Source organism: Kribbella sp. NPDC051620 (genome assembly GCF_044453825.1).
Taxonomy (GTDB): domain Bacteria; phylum Actinomycetota; class Actinomycetes; order Propionibacteriales; family Kribbellaceae; genus Kribbella.
The window spans coordinates 539909-557416 of sequence record NZ_JBITDB010000004.1; the positions used below are offsets into that span (position 1 = coordinate 539909).

General features: G+C 67.7%; 18 protein-coding genes. 13 read left to right on the top strand and 5 right to left on the bottom strand.

Annotated elements, in window-relative coordinates; genetic code table 11:
• The first annotated feature begins 64 nt into the window (after positions 1-64).
• The 5 genes from ACIA12_RS21615 (at position 65) to ACIA12_RS21635 (ending at position 4418) form a co-directional block, all read left to right on the top strand.
• Positions 65-1147: an adenosine deaminase gene (locus tag ACIA12_RS21615; RefSeq protein WP_396368815.1), complete on the top strand. Its 1083-nt coding sequence runs from the start codon at positions 65-67 to the stop codon at positions 1145-1147.
• Positions 1148-1181: 34 nt separating this feature from the next.
• Positions 1182-1694: a GNAT family N-acetyltransferase gene (locus ACIA12_RS21620; RefSeq protein ID WP_396368816.1), complete on the top strand. Its 513-nt coding sequence runs from the start codon at positions 1182-1184 to the stop codon at positions 1692-1694.
• Between the two features lie 67 nt (positions 1695-1761).
• Positions 1762-2457, top strand: coding sequence for a helix-turn-helix transcriptional regulator (locus ACIA12_RS21625; RefSeq protein ID WP_396368817.1), 696 nt, complete (start codon positions 1762-1764; stop codon positions 2455-2457).
• A 150-nt stretch (positions 2458-2607) separates the two neighbouring features.
• Entirely contained in the window at positions 2608-3597 is a 990-nt protein-coding gene (locus ACIA12_RS21630; RefSeq protein ID WP_396368818.1) for an ATP-binding cassette domain-containing protein, read from the top strand.
• A complete protein-coding gene (locus ACIA12_RS21635; protein ID WP_396368819.1) occupies positions 3594-4418 on the top strand; it encodes an ABC transporter permease in 825 nt (274 codons plus the stop codon). Before ACIA12_RS21630 ends, ACIA12_RS21635 begins: the two co-directional genes overlap by 4 nt.
• Here the strand turns inward: ACIA12_RS21635 and ACIA12_RS21640 are convergent.
• Entirely contained in the window at positions 4400-5107 is a 708-nt protein-coding gene (locus ACIA12_RS21640) for a hypothetical protein (protein WP_396368820.1), read from the bottom strand. The two genes, ACIA12_RS21635 and ACIA12_RS21640, sit on opposite strands and share 19 nt — an antisense overlap.
• A 66-nt stretch (positions 5108-5173) precedes the next feature.
• Positions 5174-6127: a helix-turn-helix domain-containing protein gene (locus ACIA12_RS21645; protein WP_396368821.1), complete on the bottom strand. Its 954-nt coding sequence runs from the start codon at positions 6125-6127 to the stop codon at positions 5174-5176.
• Between the two features lie 83 nt (positions 6128-6210).
• Between ACIA12_RS21645 and ACIA12_RS21650 the strand changes: the two genes are divergently transcribed.
• The 3 genes from ACIA12_RS21650 (at position 6211) to ACIA12_RS21660 (ending at position 8385) form a co-directional block, all read left to right on the top strand.
• The gene (locus ACIA12_RS21650) at positions 6211-6480 is read left to right on the top strand and encodes a hypothetical protein (protein ID WP_396368822.1); all 270 of its coding nucleotides are present in this window, start codon (positions 6211-6213) and stop codon (positions 6478-6480) included.
• A gap of 95 nt (positions 6481-6575) precedes the next feature.
• Positions 6576-7517: a DUF6528 family protein gene (locus tag ACIA12_RS21655; protein WP_396368823.1), complete on the top strand. Its 942-nt coding sequence runs from the start codon at positions 6576-6578 to the stop codon at positions 7515-7517.
• Positions 7518-7560: 43 nt separating this feature from the next.
• Positions 7561-8385 (top strand): class I SAM-dependent methyltransferase, encoded by an 825-nt coding sequence (locus ACIA12_RS21660; RefSeq protein WP_396368824.1) that lies wholly within the window; start codon positions 7561-7563, stop codon positions 8383-8385.
• A 12-nt stretch (positions 8386-8397) separates the two neighbouring features.
• Here ACIA12_RS21660 and ACIA12_RS21665 read toward each other — a convergent pair whose 3' ends face one another.
• Together ACIA12_RS21665 and ACIA12_RS21670 are read right to left on the bottom strand one after the other, a co-directional pair.
• On the bottom strand, positions 8398-8541 hold the full coding sequence (locus ACIA12_RS21665) for a hypothetical protein (protein WP_396368825.1): 144 nt from the start codon (positions 8539-8541) through the stop codon (positions 8398-8400).
• Positions 8542-8621: 80 nt separating this feature from the next.
• On the bottom strand, positions 8622-9110 hold the full coding sequence (locus ACIA12_RS21670; protein WP_396369384.1) for a CbrC family protein: 489 nt from the start codon (positions 9108-9110) through the stop codon (positions 8622-8624).
• Between the two features lie 166 nt (positions 9111-9276).
• Here ACIA12_RS21670 and ACIA12_RS21675 point away from each other — a divergent pair, with 166 nt between their 5' ends.
• The 5 genes from ACIA12_RS21675 (at position 9277) to ACIA12_RS21695 (ending at position 15605) form a co-directional block, all read left to right on the top strand.
• On the top strand, positions 9277-10134 hold the full coding sequence (locus tag ACIA12_RS21675; protein WP_396368826.1) for a DNA-formamidopyrimidine glycosylase family protein: 858 nt from the start codon (positions 9277-9279) through the stop codon (positions 10132-10134).
• A 53-nt stretch (positions 10135-10187) separates the two neighbouring features.
• Positions 10188-10505, top strand: coding sequence for a rhodanese-like domain-containing protein (locus ACIA12_RS21680; protein WP_396368827.1), 318 nt, complete (start codon positions 10188-10190; stop codon positions 10503-10505).
• A gap of 139 nt (positions 10506-10644) precedes the next feature.
• The gene (locus ACIA12_RS21685) at positions 10645-14016 is read left to right on the top strand and encodes a phosphodiester glycosidase family protein (RefSeq protein ID WP_396368828.1); all 3372 of its coding nucleotides are present in this window, start codon (positions 10645-10647) and stop codon (positions 14014-14016) included.
• 36 nt (positions 14017-14052) lie between these two features.
• Positions 14053-14691, top strand: coding sequence for a flavin reductase family protein (locus ACIA12_RS21690; RefSeq protein ID WP_396368829.1), 639 nt, complete (start codon positions 14053-14055; stop codon positions 14689-14691).
• Positions 14688-15605: an LD-carboxypeptidase gene (locus ACIA12_RS21695; RefSeq protein ID WP_396368830.1), complete on the top strand. Its 918-nt coding sequence runs from the start codon at positions 14688-14690 to the stop codon at positions 15603-15605. Before ACIA12_RS21690 ends, ACIA12_RS21695 begins: the two co-directional genes overlap by 4 nt.
• Here ACIA12_RS21695 and ACIA12_RS21700 read toward each other — a convergent pair.
• Positions 15598-17388 (bottom strand): alpha/beta fold hydrolase, encoded by a 1791-nt coding sequence (locus ACIA12_RS21700; RefSeq protein WP_396368831.1) that lies wholly within the window; start codon positions 17386-17388, stop codon positions 15598-15600. The two genes, ACIA12_RS21695 and ACIA12_RS21700, sit on opposite strands and share 8 nt — an antisense overlap.
• Between the last annotated feature and the right edge of the window lie 120 nt (positions 17389-17508).

The following is a 17508-nucleotide window of genomic DNA, read 5'->3' on the forward strand; positions in this document are numbered from 1 at the left end:
GATGTGACCGACCCCGTCGGCGACACGAAGGCCTTCGGCGGGCAGCTTGGGGCAAGATGGCGGCATGATCTCGCAGGAGCAGTTGAAGGTCGCGCCGAAGGTCTTGCTGCACGACCACCTGGACGGTGGGTTGCGGCCGCAGACCGTCGTGGAGCTGGCGGCGGAGGTCGGGCACAAGTTGCCGCGGACGGATGCCGGCGAGCTCGGGCAGTGGTTCGTCGAGTCGGCCGACTCCGGATCGCTCGAGCGGTACCTGGAGACCTTCGACCAGACCGTCGCGGTGATGCAGAACGCCGAGGCGATCAAGCGGGTCGCCAGTGAGTGCGTCCAGGACCTGGCCGCCGACGGAGTCGTGTACGCCGAGATCCGGTACGCCCCGGAGCAGCACCTCACCGCGGGGCTCAGCCTCGAGCAGGTCGTGGATGCCGTGCGCGAGGGGTTCGAGGACGGCATGGCGAAGGCCGAGCGCCCGATCGTGGCCCGGCAGTTGCTGACGGCGATGCGCCACCAGGCGAGGTCGATGGAGATCGCCGAGTTGTCGATCGCCTACCGCGATGGCGGTGTCGTCGGCTTCGACATCGCCGGCGCCGAGGCCGGCTACCCGCCCACCCGGCACCTGGACGCCTTCGAGTACCTGCAGCGCGAGAACGCGCACTTCACCATCCACGCCGGCGAGGCGTTCGGCCTGCCCTCGATCTGGCAGGCGATCCAGTGGTGCGGCGCGGACCGGCTCGGCCACGGCGTACGGATCATCGACGACATCTCGTACGACGAGAGCGCAGGGCCGGCCGGCAAGGTGGAACTCGGCCGGCTGGCGGCGTACGTACGCGACCGGCGCATCCCGCTGGAGATGTGCCCGAGCTCCAACCTGCAGACCGGCGCGGCCGACTCGATCGCCCAGCACCCGATCGGCCTGCTCGCGAAGCTCAAGTTCCGGGTCACCGTGAACACCGACAACCGGCTGATGAGCGGTACGTCGATGAGCCGCGAACTCGCCCTGCTCGCCGAGGCCTTCGACTACGGCCTGGCCGACTTCCGCTGGTTCGCGATCAACGCGATGAAGTCCGCCTTCATCCCGTTCGACGAACGGCTCGCGATCATCGACGGCATCATCAAGCCCTGGTACTCGGAGGCGCTAAACAAATAGACGCGGAGCCGCCGGGCGAAGCAGCATCGACGCCATGACGCCGAAGCAGATCCGGTTCGTAGAGTTGTCCCCTACGACGATGGCCGCATTGCTCGATGACAACCTGACCACAGCCAGTCGGGAAGCTGGTGTCGAGCTGACCGAGCTCTTCACCAACGACGAGTCGAAGTGGCTTTGGAACTACCGGATCGCCCAGTTGGAGGACGATCCGGAGGCCCAGCGCTGGATCGTCCGCGCAGCCGTGTCCGAGCCCGAAGGCGTCGTGATCGGCCACGGCGGCTATCACGGTCCGCCCGACGAGAACGGCATGGTCGAGGTCGGCTACACCGTCGACGCGGCGTACCGGCGGCGGGGCTACGCGAAGGCGATCCTCACCGCGCTGATCGAGCGCGCGGCTGCTGAGCCTGGCGTGAAGATCGTGCGCGCCTCGATCAGCCCCACCAACGCCGCCTCGCTCGCGACCATCGCAGGCTTCGGCTTCCTCGAGGCCGGCGAGCAGTGGGACGAGGAAGACGGCCTGGAACTGCTCTTCGAGCGCTCGGTCTGAATACTTGACATCGGATACCCTGGATCTAATACTCGATTTCGAGTAGTCGAGATCGAGGAGGTGTTCCGTGGCCAAGCGCAAGGTGGCGAACCCGTTGGCGTTCGCCGTGCTCGGCAGCCTCAGCGAGCGGCCGATGCACCCGTACGAGATCTCGACGATGCTCAAGACCCGCGGCAAGGACATGAGCATCAAGCTGAACTACGGCTCGCTCTACTCGGTCGTCGCGGCGCTGGAGAAGAATGGTTTCATCGAGGCGGTCGAAACCGTGCGCGACGGCAATCGCCCGGAGAAGACCGTCTACGCGATCACCGCCGCAGGCCGCGACGAGTTCGCCGACTGGCTGGCGGAGTTGCTCGGCAGTCCGGAGCGTGAGTACAGCCAACTGGAAGCGGGCCTGGCCTACCTGCCGGCGTTCTCGCCGGACCGGGTGGTCGAGTTGCTCGACCAGCGAATCGAGGCGCTGACTGCCGAGATCGAGAAGCTGGAGACAGCGCACGCCGAGATGGCGTCGCACAAGTTCCCGCGGATCTTCTGGGTCGAGTCAGAATTCCGGCTCGCCCTGGTGAAGGCGGAGATCACCTACACCCGGCAGCTGGTCCGGGCGATCAGGACCGACGCGTTGGAGGGTTCTGCCTTCTGGCGCAAGGGGTTCGAGGCGGTCGAGAAGTACGGCATCCAACCGGCCGACCTGTTCAAGGACCCGGTCAAGTACTTCGGAGAAGAGCTCCCCTGGCTGCAGGAGGTTCCCCCAGACGCTAGATAAGCACGGCCCTCGACCAGGGAGCGGCAACTCCCGGGCCAAGGGCCGCAGTTCCTCGAGTCGATCCCGCAAGCGAGACCTGACACCCAAGGCGCACTCGTCAGGATAGCCGGGTCGACTCCTCAACACTGAAGCAAGAGGAGTCACGTCACCATGGCACCACCCCCTGCCCTCGAGGCAGCAGAACTGGTCAAGACCTATCCCGCCGGCCGCAAGAAGCCGCCGCTGCGGGCGCTCGACGGACTGAGCTTCACGGTCCCGGAGGGCGTAGTACTGGGGTTGCTCGGGCCGAACGGCGCGGGCAAGTCCACCACCGTCAAGATCCTCACCACGTTGTCGCGGGCCGACTCCGGCACCGCGCGGGTGGCCGGCTTCGACGTCGTCAAGCAGCAGGCGGAGGTCCGGCACGCGATCGGCTACGTGCCGCAGAAATCCAGCTCCGACCCGATGGCGACCGGCGTCGAGAACCTCGTCCTGTCCGGCCGCATCTACGGCCTGTCCAGGCAGGAGTCCGTACTCCGAGCAGCCGAACTCCTCGCCCGTTTCGACCTCACGGACGCCGCGGACCGTCAGGTACGCACGTACTCAGGTGGCATGCAGCGCAAGCTCGACGTCGCCCTCGGACTCGTCCATCGCCCGCGGGTGCTCTTCCTCGATGAGCCGACCACCGGCCTCGACCCGGAGGCCCGCGCGGACCTGTGGACCGAGGTCGAACGACTCTCCGGCACCGAAGGCCTGACCGTCCTGCTGACAACCCACTACCTGGAGGAGGCCGATCGGCTGGCCGACCAGCTCGCGATCGTCGACCACGGCAAAATCGTTGCCGAAGGCACCCCCGAGGCACTCAAGGCCGAGCTGCGTGGCGACTCGGTGCAGGTCGAGCTGGTGGACGCCGATCTCGATGGCGCCGTTCGGAAGCTGTTGAGCAACCTCCCCGGCATCGGCGAGATCGTTGTCGACGGCAACACCTTGCGGGCGCGCGTCGACCGTGGCGCGACGGCGGTTCCCGCGGTGCTGGGAGCCCTTGAGGAGAAGGCGATCCCGGTCACCGCGGTGACGGTGTCGAGGCCGTCGCTGGATGACGTCTATCTGCAGTACACGGGTCGCTCGTTCAAGACGGCGGAGAAGGAGCAGGCGGCATGAGCGCGATGACGGCAGAACGAGTCACCACCCGGAGCGCGGTTCGGCGGGGAGGCTTCCTCACCCATACCGGGTTCATCACGGGACGGTGGCTGCGGGCGCAGTACCGGTCTCCTGCTTTGATCGCGTTCACCTTGGTGCAGCCGGCGATCTGGCTGCTGCTGTTCGGCCAACTCTTCAAGGGTGTTGTCGCATTGCCGGGCTGGAGCGACTCGTCGTACATCGCGTTCCTGACACCGGGCATCGTGATGATGACGGCGCTGATGACCAGCGGCTGGAACGGCACCACCTTCATCGCGGACATGGAACGCGGCGTGATGGACCGGATGCTCACCTCACCGGTCCGTCGTGGCGCCCTGATGGCCGGCCAGTTGATCAGCAACGGCACCACCACGGTGATCCAGACGATCCTGGTCTTCGCCATCGGCTTCGCGGCCGGCGCCCGCTACGACGGCGGCGTCCTCGGCTACGTGGTGACGATCATCGTCTCGATGCTGGTCGGCACAGCCTTCGGCTCACTCTCCAACGCCGTGGCCCTGCTGACCCGCCAGCAAGAAGCCCTGATCGGCATCTCCCAATTCATCTCCCTCCCCCTGACCTTCATGTCCTCGATCATGCTCGACCCCAAACTGGCCCCGCACTGGGTAGCCGTAGCAGCCCGCTACAACCCCGTCGACTGGGCCGCCATCACCGCCCGCCAAGCCTTGTCAGCCACCCCCGACTGGAACTCAGCCCTCCACCACGGCCTCTACCTCCTGGCCTTCACCCTCCTAGTCGGCTACCTCTCCACCCGAGCCTTCCGCACCTACCAACGCTCGGTCTGACGAAGACCATCGAACTGTGCCCTCCGGAAGGGCACAGTTCGAGATGGAAAGCTGGAGTAGTGAGTGTGTAAACTGAAGCGCAGCCCAGGCAATAGCCGTGGGAAGTGAACCCGGGAGCCGTCCGGACGGTCGGTCGCCCGGGTTTCGCGCGTCTGGCGGTCAGGGCTCGATGTCCCGGAGCCGCACATCCCCACACCGACGCTTCCAATCCCCGCCCCGGCCGACGGCCCAGCAACAATGTCTGGCAGCCACAGCAAGGGTTCGCCGGCCGGGGCCGAGTGCAGACAACTGAAGCGCTCCTCCGCCTGAGCCTTGATCACCATCTCGCGAATCACCTGGTTGTCCTGCCGATCCTGGTCACAGGACTCGACCACCATCCGCGAGACACCGAGCTCCTCGATCAACTCCGGCACCATCACCCGAATGCACTCATCTCTGGTCCGTCGCTCGGACCGGCCGTCGATCTTGGCGCGGTAGATCCGGGTCTCGACCTCCAACTGCGCGACCACGCTGAGGATCTCCCGGCGTCGTCCGTCACTCTCGTGCTTCATGTGGATCCGTCGCTGCCCGGGCTTGCACAGACTACGGAGAGTTCGACGCGCTGGAGCGAGATCGGCCGGCAGCAACACCACCGCGCAGAGCAGGTAGCCGCCCCTGGAGGATTCGTCGACGAAGGCGTGGGCGGGCATGATCTGTCAACGATAGAAGGGTTTCGGGCCTCACCAAACCGGTGGGAAGCTGATTCGTCAGCGAGGTCAGCCGGCGGTTTGGAAGGTTCGGCGGTAGTTCTGGGGTGGGACGCCTACTACTCGGCGGAAGTGGTGGCGGAGGAGGGCTGCGGTGCCGAAGCCGGCTTCGGTGGCGATCTGTTCTATGCCTAGGCCAGTCTGTTCCAGCAGGGTTCTCGCGTGCAGGACTCGTTGGGTGGTGACCCACTTGAGGGGGGTGGTGCCGGTTTCGGCGACGAAGCGGCGGGCGAAGGTGCGGTCGGACATCTGGGCCCGGCGGGCCAGGTCGGGGACGGTGTGCTCGATCGTCAGGTTGGCGACCATCCAGTCCAGGACCGGTTGCAGGCTCTCGCCGGACGATTCAGGGACCGGTACTTCGACGTACTGCCGCTGGCCGCCGTCGCGTTGTGGCGGGACCACCATCCGGCGCGCGATGCGGGTCGCCACCGCGCTGCCGAGCTCGCGGCGGACGAGGTGGAGGCATGCGTCGATGCCTGCGGCGGTACCGGCGCTGGTGATGATGTCGCCGTCATCGACGAACAGCACGTCCGCGTCGAGCTTGGCCAGCGGGAACTGCTTGCGGAACTTGTCCGCATACCGCCAGTGGGTCGCGCAGCAGCGCCCGTCGAGCAGCCCGGCCATGCCGAGCACGAAGGCGCCCGAGCAGACCGTCAGCAGGATCGCGCCGCGTTCGTGCGCCTTGCGCAGCGCCTCGAGGATGCGTTCGTCGTACTCACCGCGCCAGGTGGTGGCCGGCAGCGCGACCAGGTCGGCGTCCTCCAGCTCCTCCAGCCCGTACGGCGCGATCACGGCGGAGTGGCTGCTCGTGCTCAGCGGCACGCCCGGCGTGGTCGAACAGACCTTGAAGTCGAAGGCCGGTACGCCGTCGTCGGTCCGGTCGATCCCGAACACCTCCGCCAGCACGCCGAACTCGAACAGCGCGACTTCCTCCATCAGCACGACAGCGATCTTCCGCAGCATGCGAGCCAGTATGGCAGAAATTTGTGGATGAGTGTCAATAGTGCCAATTGTGGCTGGATGTGGTTGGTAGAATGATTACTGCCATGAACGGAATCATCGTCCTCGCAGTACTCGCGCTGGTAGTGATCGCGGCGCTCGAAGGCAGCAGCAGGCGGAACGCCACCGGGCTCGGACACGCGCCCGACGGCAGCTGGGTTGCCGACGACCGCGACCTTGCCAGGTCCAAGCTCGACCTGCTCGCCCTCGGTGGCGCGGCAGAGCCGTTCTCCCACAAGCCCGTCGCCAACACCGGCAGCGTCGTCCACATCCGTCGCGCCCGGGTCCTCCACTCGCACGGCCGCCACGCGGCCTGACGCGCAGCACACCAGTGGCGGGGAGAGTCGTCTCCCCGCCACAGCTGTGTCCGGGCGGGTCAGGCGAGCCCCCTCCGGCGTCTAGCATCGCCGGAATGAAACGGAGAACTCTACTTCTTGGGTTGGCAGCGGCGCCCGTGGTGGCCGCCGTTGGAGAGCAGCAGGCGCAGGCGGCGGCGACGGCGAGCTACTACGTCGGGACCACCGAGCAGACGCAGAACAAGGTGATGGTCTTCGACAAGAACAAGGCGTTCAGCGACGCCAACCGGCACTGGAGTTTCAGCCCGGGTGGCGGGGCCTGGGCCAACCTGTCGGACGTGAAGTTCCGGGCGACCGAGGCGCAGGGGTGGATCGCGCTGGTGGCCGCGTCGGGTGGCAAGGCCGGCATCGTCAACATCGGCAGCGAGAAGGACACCGAGCTGAACGACCTGTCCTGGTCGGCGACGCCGGGCGGCAATCCGCATGCCATCGAGCGCGTACCGGGCAACGGCTCGGTGGTCGTCGCCAGCTCGGACGGCAAGCTGACCGTGTACGCGCCGAGCAGCGTCAGCAACCTCGGCAGCCTGGCGAAGGTGCAGACGATCGACTACGCCGGCGCGCACGGCGTGCTCTGGGATCCCACCTACGAACTGCTCTGGGTGGTCGGCAAGAACCGGTTCAGCCACTACGCCGTGACCGGGAGCAAGCGCAGTACGAGGCTCAAGTACGCCGCGCACTTCAGCCTGGGCACCGGAAACCTCGGGCACGATCTGCAGCCCGACTACACCAACAAGCAGAAGATGTTGATCACGGCAACAAAAGGTGTGTATGAGCTGCTCACCGACGGCGGGACGTTCCGCAGCCGGCAGATCTCCACCGAGCGCAGCGTGAAGTCGTACGTGAAGCACTCGTCGGGCGAGGTCGTCTCGATCAAGGGCGACGGCACCCAGCCGCGCGATTGGGCCAACAAGACGGTCCGTTTCTCTGCCTCGCCGGACCGGACCCGTGCGGGCGCGCAGTTCTACAAGGCGCGGATCTGGACCACCGCCTTCCAGTAAAACCACAGGCGTGGCCCGGGGAAGCTGTGTCACAGTCGGCCTCATGGACGACTACCGCACAGTGAACCGGGCCAGCTGGGACGAGCGCGTGCCGGCACATGCCGCCTCATCCGACTACATGCTGGACAAGTTCACCGACCCCGACTACCTGAGCCAGGTCGTGCAGTTCGACGTACCGCGGCTTGGTGACATCGCCGGGCTACGCGGCGTGCATCTGCAGTGCCACATCGGGACCGACACGGTATCGCTGGCGCGGCTCGGTGCGCGGATGAGCGGGTTGGACTTCTCCGGCCCGGCGATTGAGCAGGCGCGGAAGTTCGCCGACGGGCTCGGGCACGAGATCGACTTCCACCAGGCCGACGTGTACGACGCTGTCGAGGTGCTCGGCGAAGCGCAGTACGACCTGGTCTTCACCGGGATCGGCGCGATCGGCTGGCTGCCGAGCATCCAGCGCTGGGCCGACGTGGTGGCAGGGCTGCTGAAGCCCGGCGGGCGGTTGTTCATCCGCGAGGGGCACCCGATGTTGTGGTCGCTGGGCGTCTCGAAGACCAGCGGCGAGATCGTGCTCGACGCGCCGTACTTCGAGACCGAGGCACCGCAGGTCTGGGATGAGGGCGGCACCTACGTCGAGACCGATGTCGAGTTCAAGCACAACACCACCCACGAGTGGAACCACGGGCTCGGGGAGATCTTCACGGCGTTGCAGCAGGCCGGCCTGGACGTCACCCACCTGGAGGAGCACGACAGCGCTCCCTGGGACCCGCTGCCCGGCCACATGACGCGCGACGAGCAGGGCGAGTGGCGCCTCACGGTTCAACCGGAACGTCTCCCCGCCACCTACACCCTGCAAGCGCGCCGCCGGCAGTAGTTCAGCCGATGCCTAGTGAGCGCTCCGGCGCTGCTGCACCTTCTGGAACATCTCCTTGGCCTTGCGCTGGTTCTCCGGCTTGCTGAGCTCGCGCTGCGCGACCTGCAGCAGCTTGGCGACCACAGCGCCCTTGACCAGTGTCTTCGCGAAACCCATTGGGGGCCTCCTTCTCTCCTGCCTACGACCGTAGCGGTACCCACAACCATTCCCCATGGGTGATCCCCCGCAGTGATCCCTCAGACGTGATCGGCGTACGCCAGGTGGGTGCCGCAGTGCAGGCAGCGGAACAGATAGCCGGTCGCCTCACCGGTGGGCGACAGGGAACGGACGTACTCCTGCTGGACCATCTCCAGAGCCTCAGGGACGGTCAAGAGGTCCTCGTACCCGACCTTGCCCAGGTACGCCGCGGCGTCGGCGCAGTGGAACATCCAGTGCTCCTGCTGCCAGCCGCTGAACCCCGGGGTACGGGTGAGTACTTCGGTGAGGACAGGTCGGGGCACGTCGTCCGGGACGTTCGCCACGTCGGTGAACTCGGCCTCGAAAAGCGTCGCCGCGGAACCGTCCGCGATGCACCACAGGCACAGCTCCTCGACCACCTCGTCCGCGCTGTACACCGGCCCGGTGTAGATGAACCCCCGGTGCCGGCCACAACACCGGCAGGCCGCGTCCCCGGTGATCACCTCACCGGTGGCCACCGGATCGGGGTGGTAGCGGAAGGTCGGCATGTCGGTCACACCCAGACCCTGGCGGACCGAAGTACAGGGTGCAAGTCAGCCGGCCCCTCCGTCCCTTGCGCTGTCTCCGCCCCCTCCCTTCCGCTGTCCCCGCGCCCTCCCTTCCGCTTTCCTTCCTTCCCTTGCTCTGTCCCCGCCGTAAGGCACACTTGGGAGCGTGCCCGAGTTGCCGGAGGTTGAGTCGCTGGCGGGGTTCCTGCGGGAACGTGCCGTCGAGCGGGCGTTCGTGCGCGCCGACATCACCGCGATCAGCGCGCTGAAGACCTACGACCCGCCGATCTCCTCGCTGGTGGGCCTGCTGATCGACGACGTGCAGCGGCACGGCAAGTTCATCGACATCTCCGCGCAGGGCATCCACCTGATCATCCACCTGGCCCGGGCCGGCTGGCTGCGCTGGCGCGAGGAGCAGTCCACCGGCCTGGTCCGCCCCGGCAAGGGCCCGATCGCCTGCCGGGTGGTGCTCGACGACGGCTCCGGCTTCGACCTGACCGAGGCCGGCACCCAGAAGAAGCTCGCCGTCTACGTCGTCCGCGACCCCGCCGACGTGCCCGGCATCGCCAAGCTCGGGCCGGACCCGTTCACGCTGACCACCGAGGAGTTCGGCGACATCCTGAAGGCGGCCGGCCGGGTCCAGCTGAAGGGCGTCCTGCGCAACCAGTCGATCATCGCCGGCATCGGCAACGCGTACTCCGACGAGATCCTGCACGTCGCCAAGATGAGCCCCTTCAAACCGGCCTCCAACCTGTCCGCCGACGAACTCCAGCAGCTCTTCGACGCGATGCAGGAGACCTTGCGCGACGCCGTTACCCGCTCAGCCGGCCTCGCGGTCCAGGATCTGAAGTCGGAGAAGAAGAGCGGCATGCGCGTGCACGGCCGGACCGGTCAGAAGTGCCCGGTCTGCGGCGACATCGTCCGTGAGGTGAGCTTCGCCGACTCCTCCCTGCAGTACTGCGCCACCTGCCAGACCGGCGGCAAGCCGCTGGCCGACCGCCGCCTGTCCAAGCTGCTGAAGTAGTCAAACCGGACCGGAGGGCGCGATCGTCGGCGCGGGCTGCGATGATCAGGGGCATGACTCCGGAGATTCCCGCAGTGGTGGTGGCCGACGTCGACGACGCGTTGCTCGACGAGGCGTTCGTACTCGATGTCCGCGAACCCGACGAGTGGGCCCGCGGGCACATCGAGAACGCGGTGCACATCCCGCTCGGCCAGCTCCAGGAGCGGGTCGGTGAGGTTCCGCTCGGACAGAAGGTGCTCTGCGTCTGCGCGGTCGGCGGCCGGTCCTCGATGGCGACCCAGTTCCTGGCCTCCCAGGGCCGCGACGCGATCAACCTGGACGGTGGCATGACGGCCTGGGAAGGCGCCGGCCGGCCGGTCTCGTTCGACTGAATCAGGCAATAATCTTCCGGTATCCGATCAAAGACGTTACTTTGTCACCGATCGGTTGACCGGCGTACACCCACGCCTCACGCGGCGGTAGGGCCCACGGCGTCGGATGGCCGCGTCCGCCCACGCCGAGGAGGCCGCTGTGTCGTACCGTCGCGTTGCCGTCAGTGTCACCGCAGCAACTGCCCTGATTCTCGGTACTGCGCTCAACCCGGCCCAAGCCCAACCGGTCGACCACCAACCGGTCCCGGACAGCGCCATCGCCGGGGACGGCCTGGTGACGAGCCGGCAGGACGACCCGATCGCGCCCGGTGTCGACCACACCGCGTTCGAGCGGCTCGACGCCCGCGGCTGGTTGCGCGGTGACATCATCGTGGCCGACCTCGACCAGCACGGCGTGACCGTCGACTACGTGAACACGGGCAAGGTCTCCGGCGGGCAGCCGCTCAGCCAGCAGCTCGCCCGCGAAGGCGCGATCGCCGGCGTGAACGGCGACTTCTTCGACATCAACGACACCACCGCCCCACTCGGCGTCGGGATCGACCACGGCCGACTCGTCAACGCTCCCGCGGCCGGTCACAACGACACCGCCGTGATCGGCAAGGACGGCCTCGGCCGGATCGCCCAGGTCTTCCTGCAAGGCACGGCGACCGACGACGATGCCGTCAAGCTCGACCTGACCAACCTCAACTCACCAGGCGTCAACGCAGACGGCATCGGCCTCTACACCCCCGAGTGGGGCGACGCGCCCCGCACCCGAACCGTCGACGGCGTACCGAACGTCCGCGAGGTCCTCCTCCGCGACGGCGTGGTCGTCTCCTCGACCACCACCCCCGGTACTACGCCGCTAGCGGCCAACGAGCTGGCCCTGATCGGCCGAGACGCAGGCGCCACCTCCCTGACCGCCTTCGAACCCGGCGACAAGGTGGAAGTCCAGTACGGCCCGCGCCCCGACGCGCTCGACGCCGCCGTAGCGATCAGCGGCAACGTCCAACTGGCCCACGACGGCAAGGTCCCAGACGACGTACCGGACGCTGACCTCGCCCCGCGAACCGCCGTCGGCTTCACCGAGAACGGCCGCCGCATGGTCCTCCTCACCGTCGACGGCCGAGCGACCGGCTCGCGTGGCTTGTCGTTGAAGGAAATGGGCCAGCTGATGATCGGCCTCGGCGCCGACGACGTGCTCAACCTGGACGGCGGCGGCTCGTCGACGATGCTCGCCCGCTCACCCGGCGAGGCTGCCCCCGAGGTCGTCAACGACCCGTCCGACGGCGGCGAGCGGCTGGTCCCCAACGGCCTCGGACTCGTTCCCACCAAGGGATCCGGCAAGCTCAAGGGCTTCCAGATCGAAGCAGCCGGTACTGCAGATGAGGACGCCGACACCGACGTCTCCAAGAGCTCCCGCGTCCTCACCGGCCTCTCCCGGGTACTGACCGCCAAAGGCCACGACGAGACCTACGCCCCAGCCACCGGTACGCCGTACTGGTCGACGGGCAGCAATGCCGTGGTGAGCCGCGAGGGCATCGTCACCGGCCGCCGGGCAGGCGACGTCATCGTCACGGCCGCGAATGGATCGGCCCGCGGCCGGTTCCCGATGACCGTTCTCGGTACTCCGATCCGCCTGGCCCCCTCGACCCGGCAAGTATCGTTGCCGGACGCAACCGCCGCGGGCTTCTTCACCGTCAACGGCTACGACGCGGACGGCTTCTCCACCTGGGTCGAGCCCCGCGACGTCGAGCTCACCTTCGACGACAAGCTGGTCACGGTGGTTGCGCGAGGCAACGGCTTCGACGTGAGCGCGGTCGGTACCGACGCCGTCTCGACCGTCGTCACCGCGAAGGTAGGCTCGCTCAGCACGCAACTCAGTGTCACCGCTGGGCTGACCAGCCAGGTCGTGGACGAGGTCGACGACCCGGGCCGCTGGGTGGCGAACGCAGTACCGGTTGGTGCTGCCACCGCGTCCCGGTCCGTTGCCGAGGGGCACGATGGTGGTCAGGCCATCGCGTTGGACTACTCGTTGACCGGTAGCACGGCGACGCGGGCGGCGTATCTGGCGCAGACTCCGCAGCAGACGCTGCCCGGCCAGCCGCAGAAGCTCGGCGCGTGGGTCTACGGCGACGGCAAGGGTGCGTGGTTGCGCGCGAACGCCTACGACGGCGCGGGCGGCTCGGCCCAGACGCTCAACCTGGCGGCAGCGGTCGACTGGACCGGCTGGAAGTACGTGGAGGCGAACATCCCGCCGGGGCTGACGATGCCGTTGCGGTTCTGGCGGATCTACGTCGTCGAGACGGTGCCGACCAGGCAGTACTCCGGCCGGATCGTGATCGACGACCTGACCGTCCGCGGCGCCCCACCGGTGACGGTCGCGCCGCCGGCCAAGGTGATCGACCCGATGGTCGTCACGGACGGTACGGCGACCGCCGGCGGGCGCTGGAAGTTCGCGGTGATGTCGGACGCGCAGTTCACCGCCGACGACCCGAACTCGGACTACGTGAAGCAGGCTCGCCGGACGATCCGCGAGGCGCTCGCGCAGCACCCGGACTTCCTGGTGATCAACGGCGACTTCGTCGATCGCGGATTCGCGCAGGACATCGCGCTGGCTAAGAAGATCATCGACGAGGAGGTCGCCGGCAAGGTGCCGGTGCACTACGTGCCGGGCAACCACGAGAGCTACGGCCCGGGCGACCTCTCCGAGTGGACGAAGGTGTTCGGCGCCCCGACCAGCACCTTCGACCACAAGGGCACGCGCTTCATCCTGCGCGACTCGTCGCTCGGATCGCTGCGGGCGGGTGGGTTCGCGCAGATCGTCGACCTCAGGCAACAACTCGACGACGCCGCGCGGAACAAAGCGATTCGCAACGTCGTGGTGATGGCCCACCACCCGATCGACGACCCGTCGCCGACACAGAACTCGCAGCTCGGCGATCGCAAGGAGGCCGAGCTGCTGGTCCGCTGGCTCGCCGACTTCCGGGCCTCGACGGGCAAGGGAGCGGCCTACATGGCAGCGCACGCCGGGACCTTTGCGGCGACTCGCACCGACGGGGTACTGCTGCCGCTGACCGGCAACTCGGGCAAGAGTCCGGCGGCTGCTCCTGACGCTGGCGGCTTCACCGGGTGGGCACTGGTGGGTATCGACCCCAGTCCCCGGGAGGCGGCTGCTGGTGAGCGGCACTGGTCAGCACCTGAGCGGGACTGGTTCCAGGTCGAGCTGCGGGCGCATGTGGACTCGCTCGAGCTGTCGGCGCCGGCAGTGGTCAAGATGGGCAAGACGGGGGCGGTGGCGGCGACCGTAGTACAGGAGAGCCGACGAGTACCGGTGTCCTTCCCCGTCTCCGCAGACTGGTTCGGCTCATCCCTTCTGCACATTGGCCCGGTCCGTACTGCGCCCTTCTGGGCCGTCGCCTCCTACGACCCGGCCACCGGCATCCTCACCGGCCTCCGCCCCGGCACTGTCCAGCTAGGGGTGACAGTCAACGGCACCAGCAAGACCACGGCCGTGCAGGTCGACTGGTAGCCCTCACACAACCAGGCCCGCGGCCGTTCAACGGGCATGAAGCGAATCGTCGAGCCCAAGGTCCTGTACTTCGGTACGCCAGTGGTACTCATCAGCTCGCAGAACCCGGACGGCAGCACCAACCTCGCGCCGATGTCCTCGGCCTGGTGGCTGCACCGGACGGCGATGCTGGGGATGGCCGCGGCGTCCCAAACCGTGCAGAACCTGACGGAGCGGCCGGACTGCATCCTCAACCTGGTCGAGCCGGCCATGGTTGCCGGGCTCGACCGGATCGCGCTGCTGACCGGATCCCAGCAGATCCCCGACACCAAGCGGGCTCGCGGCTATCGCTACGTGCCGGACAAGTTCGCGGCGGCAGGCTGGACCAGAACGCCGGGAACCCTGGTGGACGTGGACGCCGTCGAGGAGAGCCCGATCAACCTCGAGGGGCGGATCGAGGCGATCCACACCGTCGGCGGGCCCGACTCGACGCTGCGGGCGATGGAGATGTCGGTGCGGCGGGTCCAGGTGCGAGACGACCTGCTGATGAACGACGACCGCTACATCGACCCACTGCGCTGGGAGCCGCTGATCATGAAGTTCACCGAGTACTTCGCCGGCGGCGTACCGGCGTACGAGTCGTCACTGGCTCGTGGCTGGCAGATGCCGGCGCTGCAGGTAGCGTCTGGTGCATGACTGAGGTGAGGCGCCCGCGGCGGCTGCGGAGTGGGGATCGTGTTGCCGTGGTGGCCCCGGCTGGGCCGTTGGTGGCCGAGCGGTTGGAGACGGGGTCCAAGCATCTCCGTGACTGGGGGCTGGAGATCGACGTCATGCCGGCCGTGCTGAGCCGGCATGAGCGGTTCCCCTACCTCGCCGGTGACGACGCTGCGCGCGCAGCGGACTTCCGGGCCGCGTGGCTGGACCCGCAGTACGCCGCTGTCTTCTGCGGGCGAGGCGGTTACGGGGTGCAGCGGTTGCTGCAGCACCTGGATCTGGATGAGCTGGCCGGAGTGGACAAGATGCTGGTCGGCTTCAGCGACATCACCGCGCTGCACGAGGCATTCAACGGTCAGGGGCTGGTCACCGTCCACGGTCCGATGGCCGCGGCCGTCGAGCAACTCGGCGCACTCGAGGGGCGCGAGCGGCTGCATGAGTTGCTGTTCGAGCCCGAGTCCGTGAAGGACCTGCTGGCACCTGGTTCGCCGCGAACCGCAGTGCCCGGCGTCGCCGAGGGCAGGTTGCTTGGTGGCAACCTCGCCCTGCTCGCCGCCAGCCTGGGAACTCCGACCTCTGTACGGCCGGACGGCATCGTGGTCCTCGAGGACGTCGGGGAGGACGGCTACCGGGTCGATCGCCTGCTCACCCAGTTGCTGCGGTCCGGCTGGTTCGACGGGGTCACCGGGCTGGTGATCGGCGACTTCAGCGAGGCCGACGATCAGGGTCTGGTCGGTGACGTGATCCGTGAGCGGCTCGAGCCGCTCGGCGTACCGATGGTCGAGGGCGCGGCGATCGGGCACGAAGAGGTCAACCTGGCTGTCCCGCTCGGTCTGCCGGTTCGTCTGGACGCGACGGCCGGCACGCTCACGCCGTTGCTGCCCGCCTTCAGCTAGACAGGTGCTCTTTGAGAAAGGCGAACGCCTGGGGATAGGCGTCGAGGCGGTTGGCGCGCTTGGCCAGGCCGTGGCCCTCGTCCGGGTAGACCAGTAGCTGACACGGCACGTCTCGCTTGCTGAGTGCCTCGACGATCTGCTCCGCCTCCGACAGCGGCACCCGCGGATCGTTCGCGCCGTGGATGACGAACAGCGGCGCCCTGATGTCGTCCACCCGGTTCAGCGGGCTGGCCTCCTCCAGGAACGCGCGGTCCACCGCCAGTACGCCGTACTCCCGCTCGCGAGCCACCCGCCGGTACGACGACGTGTTCTCCAGGAACGTCACCAGCGAGGCGATCCCGACGACATCCACCCCGGCCGCCCAGCGCTCCGGCTGGAACGCGAGCCCCGCCAGCACCATGTAGCCGCCGTACGACCCGCCCCACAACGCAGTGCGCTGCGGGTCGACCTCGATCGACGACAGCCAGTCATGGATCGCGGCCAGGTCTCGCACGGAGTCGAGGCGCAACACCTTGTCGTCCAGGGAGTACCAGCGCTTCCCGTACGCCGCTGAGCCGCGCACGTTGGGCACGATGACCGTGTGGCCCTCCGCAGTCAGCGCCGTGACCACCGGGTTCCAGATGCGCATCGCCATCATCTCGGGGCCGCCGTGCACCCACACCACGGCCGAGCCGTCGCCAGTGCCGTCGACAGGCCGGTACACGAACACGGGGATCTGCTCACCGTCGAAGGAGGTCACCCGATGGCTCTCGGGATGCCTGAGTCCCGGCGGAAGCGTTGGACTCACTGGGGTCTCGATGGCGTCGACCTCGCCGGTTTCGAGGGTGTAGCGGAACACGGACGGTGGGTCGATCGGCGAGCTGTGGTTGAGCAACGCGTAGCTGCCATCGGCCGACCAGAGCGGGTCGGGAGCCGTGATGAGCCGCGCTGCGCAGCCACCGATCGGTAGGTCGAGCTGTGCGACGTACGACGCGTCTTTGAGTTTGTGGAGCGCCATGGTGACGACACCGTCATCAGTGGTCCCGACCAGGAGGTGCTCACCGTCGGGGCAGACCCACCCGGCCAGGTCGTGCTTGTCGTCGACCAGGAGGTCGGTCCAACTCGCAGTACCGACGTCGTACCGGCGTAAGGCCAGCCGGTCGCGCCCTGCATCGCTGGCGACGACGAACCCGGATGAGTCGGGCAGCCACGAGGCTCCCTCCTGGTACGTCGGGTCGTCGTGCCCAGTGAGCTCGATGACGTCCCGCGCGGCCACGTCGACCAGCAGGAGCTGCACCGAGTTGCCAGGGCCGCCGGCGAGCGCGACCACTGCCCAGTGCTCGTCAGGGGACACGTGTGCCGACGAGAGATAGCCGCCGCCGTCGTACAGCGTGGTCTCGTCACCACTGGCCAGATCCAGCATCACCAGGTCGAAGTCCACGTCGTTGCGGCGGTTGGTGGTGAAGAAAACCCTGCCTGGCTTGGCATCCACGAGGTGATGGAAGTACGCAAGGTCATGCGTGAGCGGCGAGAGCACCCCACTGCGGTCATCCAGATCGAGCAAGGAGAGCTGGCCGCGCTCGTCACCACCACTGTCGTGCTCGATCACCACCTGCCGGCTCCCGGGCACGAACCGCGCCGCCCGAGCCGTGTCGTCCAAGTCCGTCAACGCACGCCAGGAACCGTCCACCGCCACGAGATGAATCTGCCGGACCCCGCTCCCGTCGTACCCGACCAGCAGATTCCCCGCCGGATCCACGTCAAAGGCCATCACGGTAGGCAGCGAGAGCAGCGTCGTCAGCACTTTCCAATCCTCACACGCGGCCGAACCCCGTGGACTGCAACTTCGTGCAAGCTGGATGCAACCTCCCGGCGAACCGCTCCGTCTTCTCGATCGTCCAACGCCGACGAGGGGAACGGGGCT

Bases quoted from the DNA above. Each gene is read 5' to 3' on its own strand.
- ACIA12_RS21615 (WP_396368815.1), top strand. From the start codon at position 65: ATGATCTCGCAGGAGCAGTTGAAGGTCGCGCCGAAGGTCTTGCTGCAC.
- ACIA12_RS21620 (WP_396368816.1), top strand. From the start codon at position 1,182: ATGACGCCGAAGCAGATCCGGTTCGTAGAGTTGTCCCCTACGACGATG.
- ACIA12_RS21630 (WP_396368818.1), top strand. From the start codon at position 2,608: ATGGCACCACCCCCTGCCCTCGAGGCAGCAGAACTGGTCAAGACCTAT.
- ACIA12_RS21635 (WP_396368819.1), top strand. From the start codon at position 3,594: ATGAGCGCGATGACGGCAGAACGAGTCACCACCCGGAGCGCGGTTCGG.
- ACIA12_RS21640 (WP_396368820.1), bottom strand. From the start codon at position 5,107: ATGCCCGCCCACGCCTTCGTCGACGAATCCTCCAGGGGCGGCTACCTG.
- ACIA12_RS21645 (WP_396368821.1), bottom strand. From the start codon at position 6,127: ATGCTGCGGAAGATCGCTGTCGTGCTGATGGAGGAAGTCGCGCTGTTC.
- ACIA12_RS21650 (WP_396368822.1), top strand. From the start codon at position 6,211: ATGAACGGAATCATCGTCCTCGCAGTACTCGCGCTGGTAGTGATCGCG.
- ACIA12_RS21655 (WP_396368823.1), top strand. From the start codon at position 6,576: ATGAAACGGAGAACTCTACTTCTTGGGTTGGCAGCGGCGCCCGTGGTG.
- ACIA12_RS21660 (WP_396368824.1), top strand. From the start codon at position 7,561: ATGGACGACTACCGCACAGTGAACCGGGCCAGCTGGGACGAGCGCGTG.
- ACIA12_RS21665 (WP_396368825.1), bottom strand. From the start codon at position 8,541: ATGGGTTTCGCGAAGACACTGGTCAAGGGCGCTGTGGTCGCCAAGCTG.
- ACIA12_RS21670 (WP_396369384.1), bottom strand. From the start codon at position 9,110: ATGCCGACCTTCCGCTACCACCCCGATCCGGTGGCCACCGGTGAGGTG.
- ACIA12_RS21680 (WP_396368827.1), top strand. From the start codon at position 10,188: ATGACTCCGGAGATTCCCGCAGTGGTGGTGGCCGACGTCGACGACGCG.
- ACIA12_RS21690 (WP_396368829.1), top strand. From the start codon at position 14,053: ATGAAGCGAATCGTCGAGCCCAAGGTCCTGTACTTCGGTACGCCAGTG.
- ACIA12_RS21695 (WP_396368830.1), top strand. From the start codon at position 14,688: ATGACTGAGGTGAGGCGCCCGCGGCGGCTGCGGAGTGGGGATCGTGTT.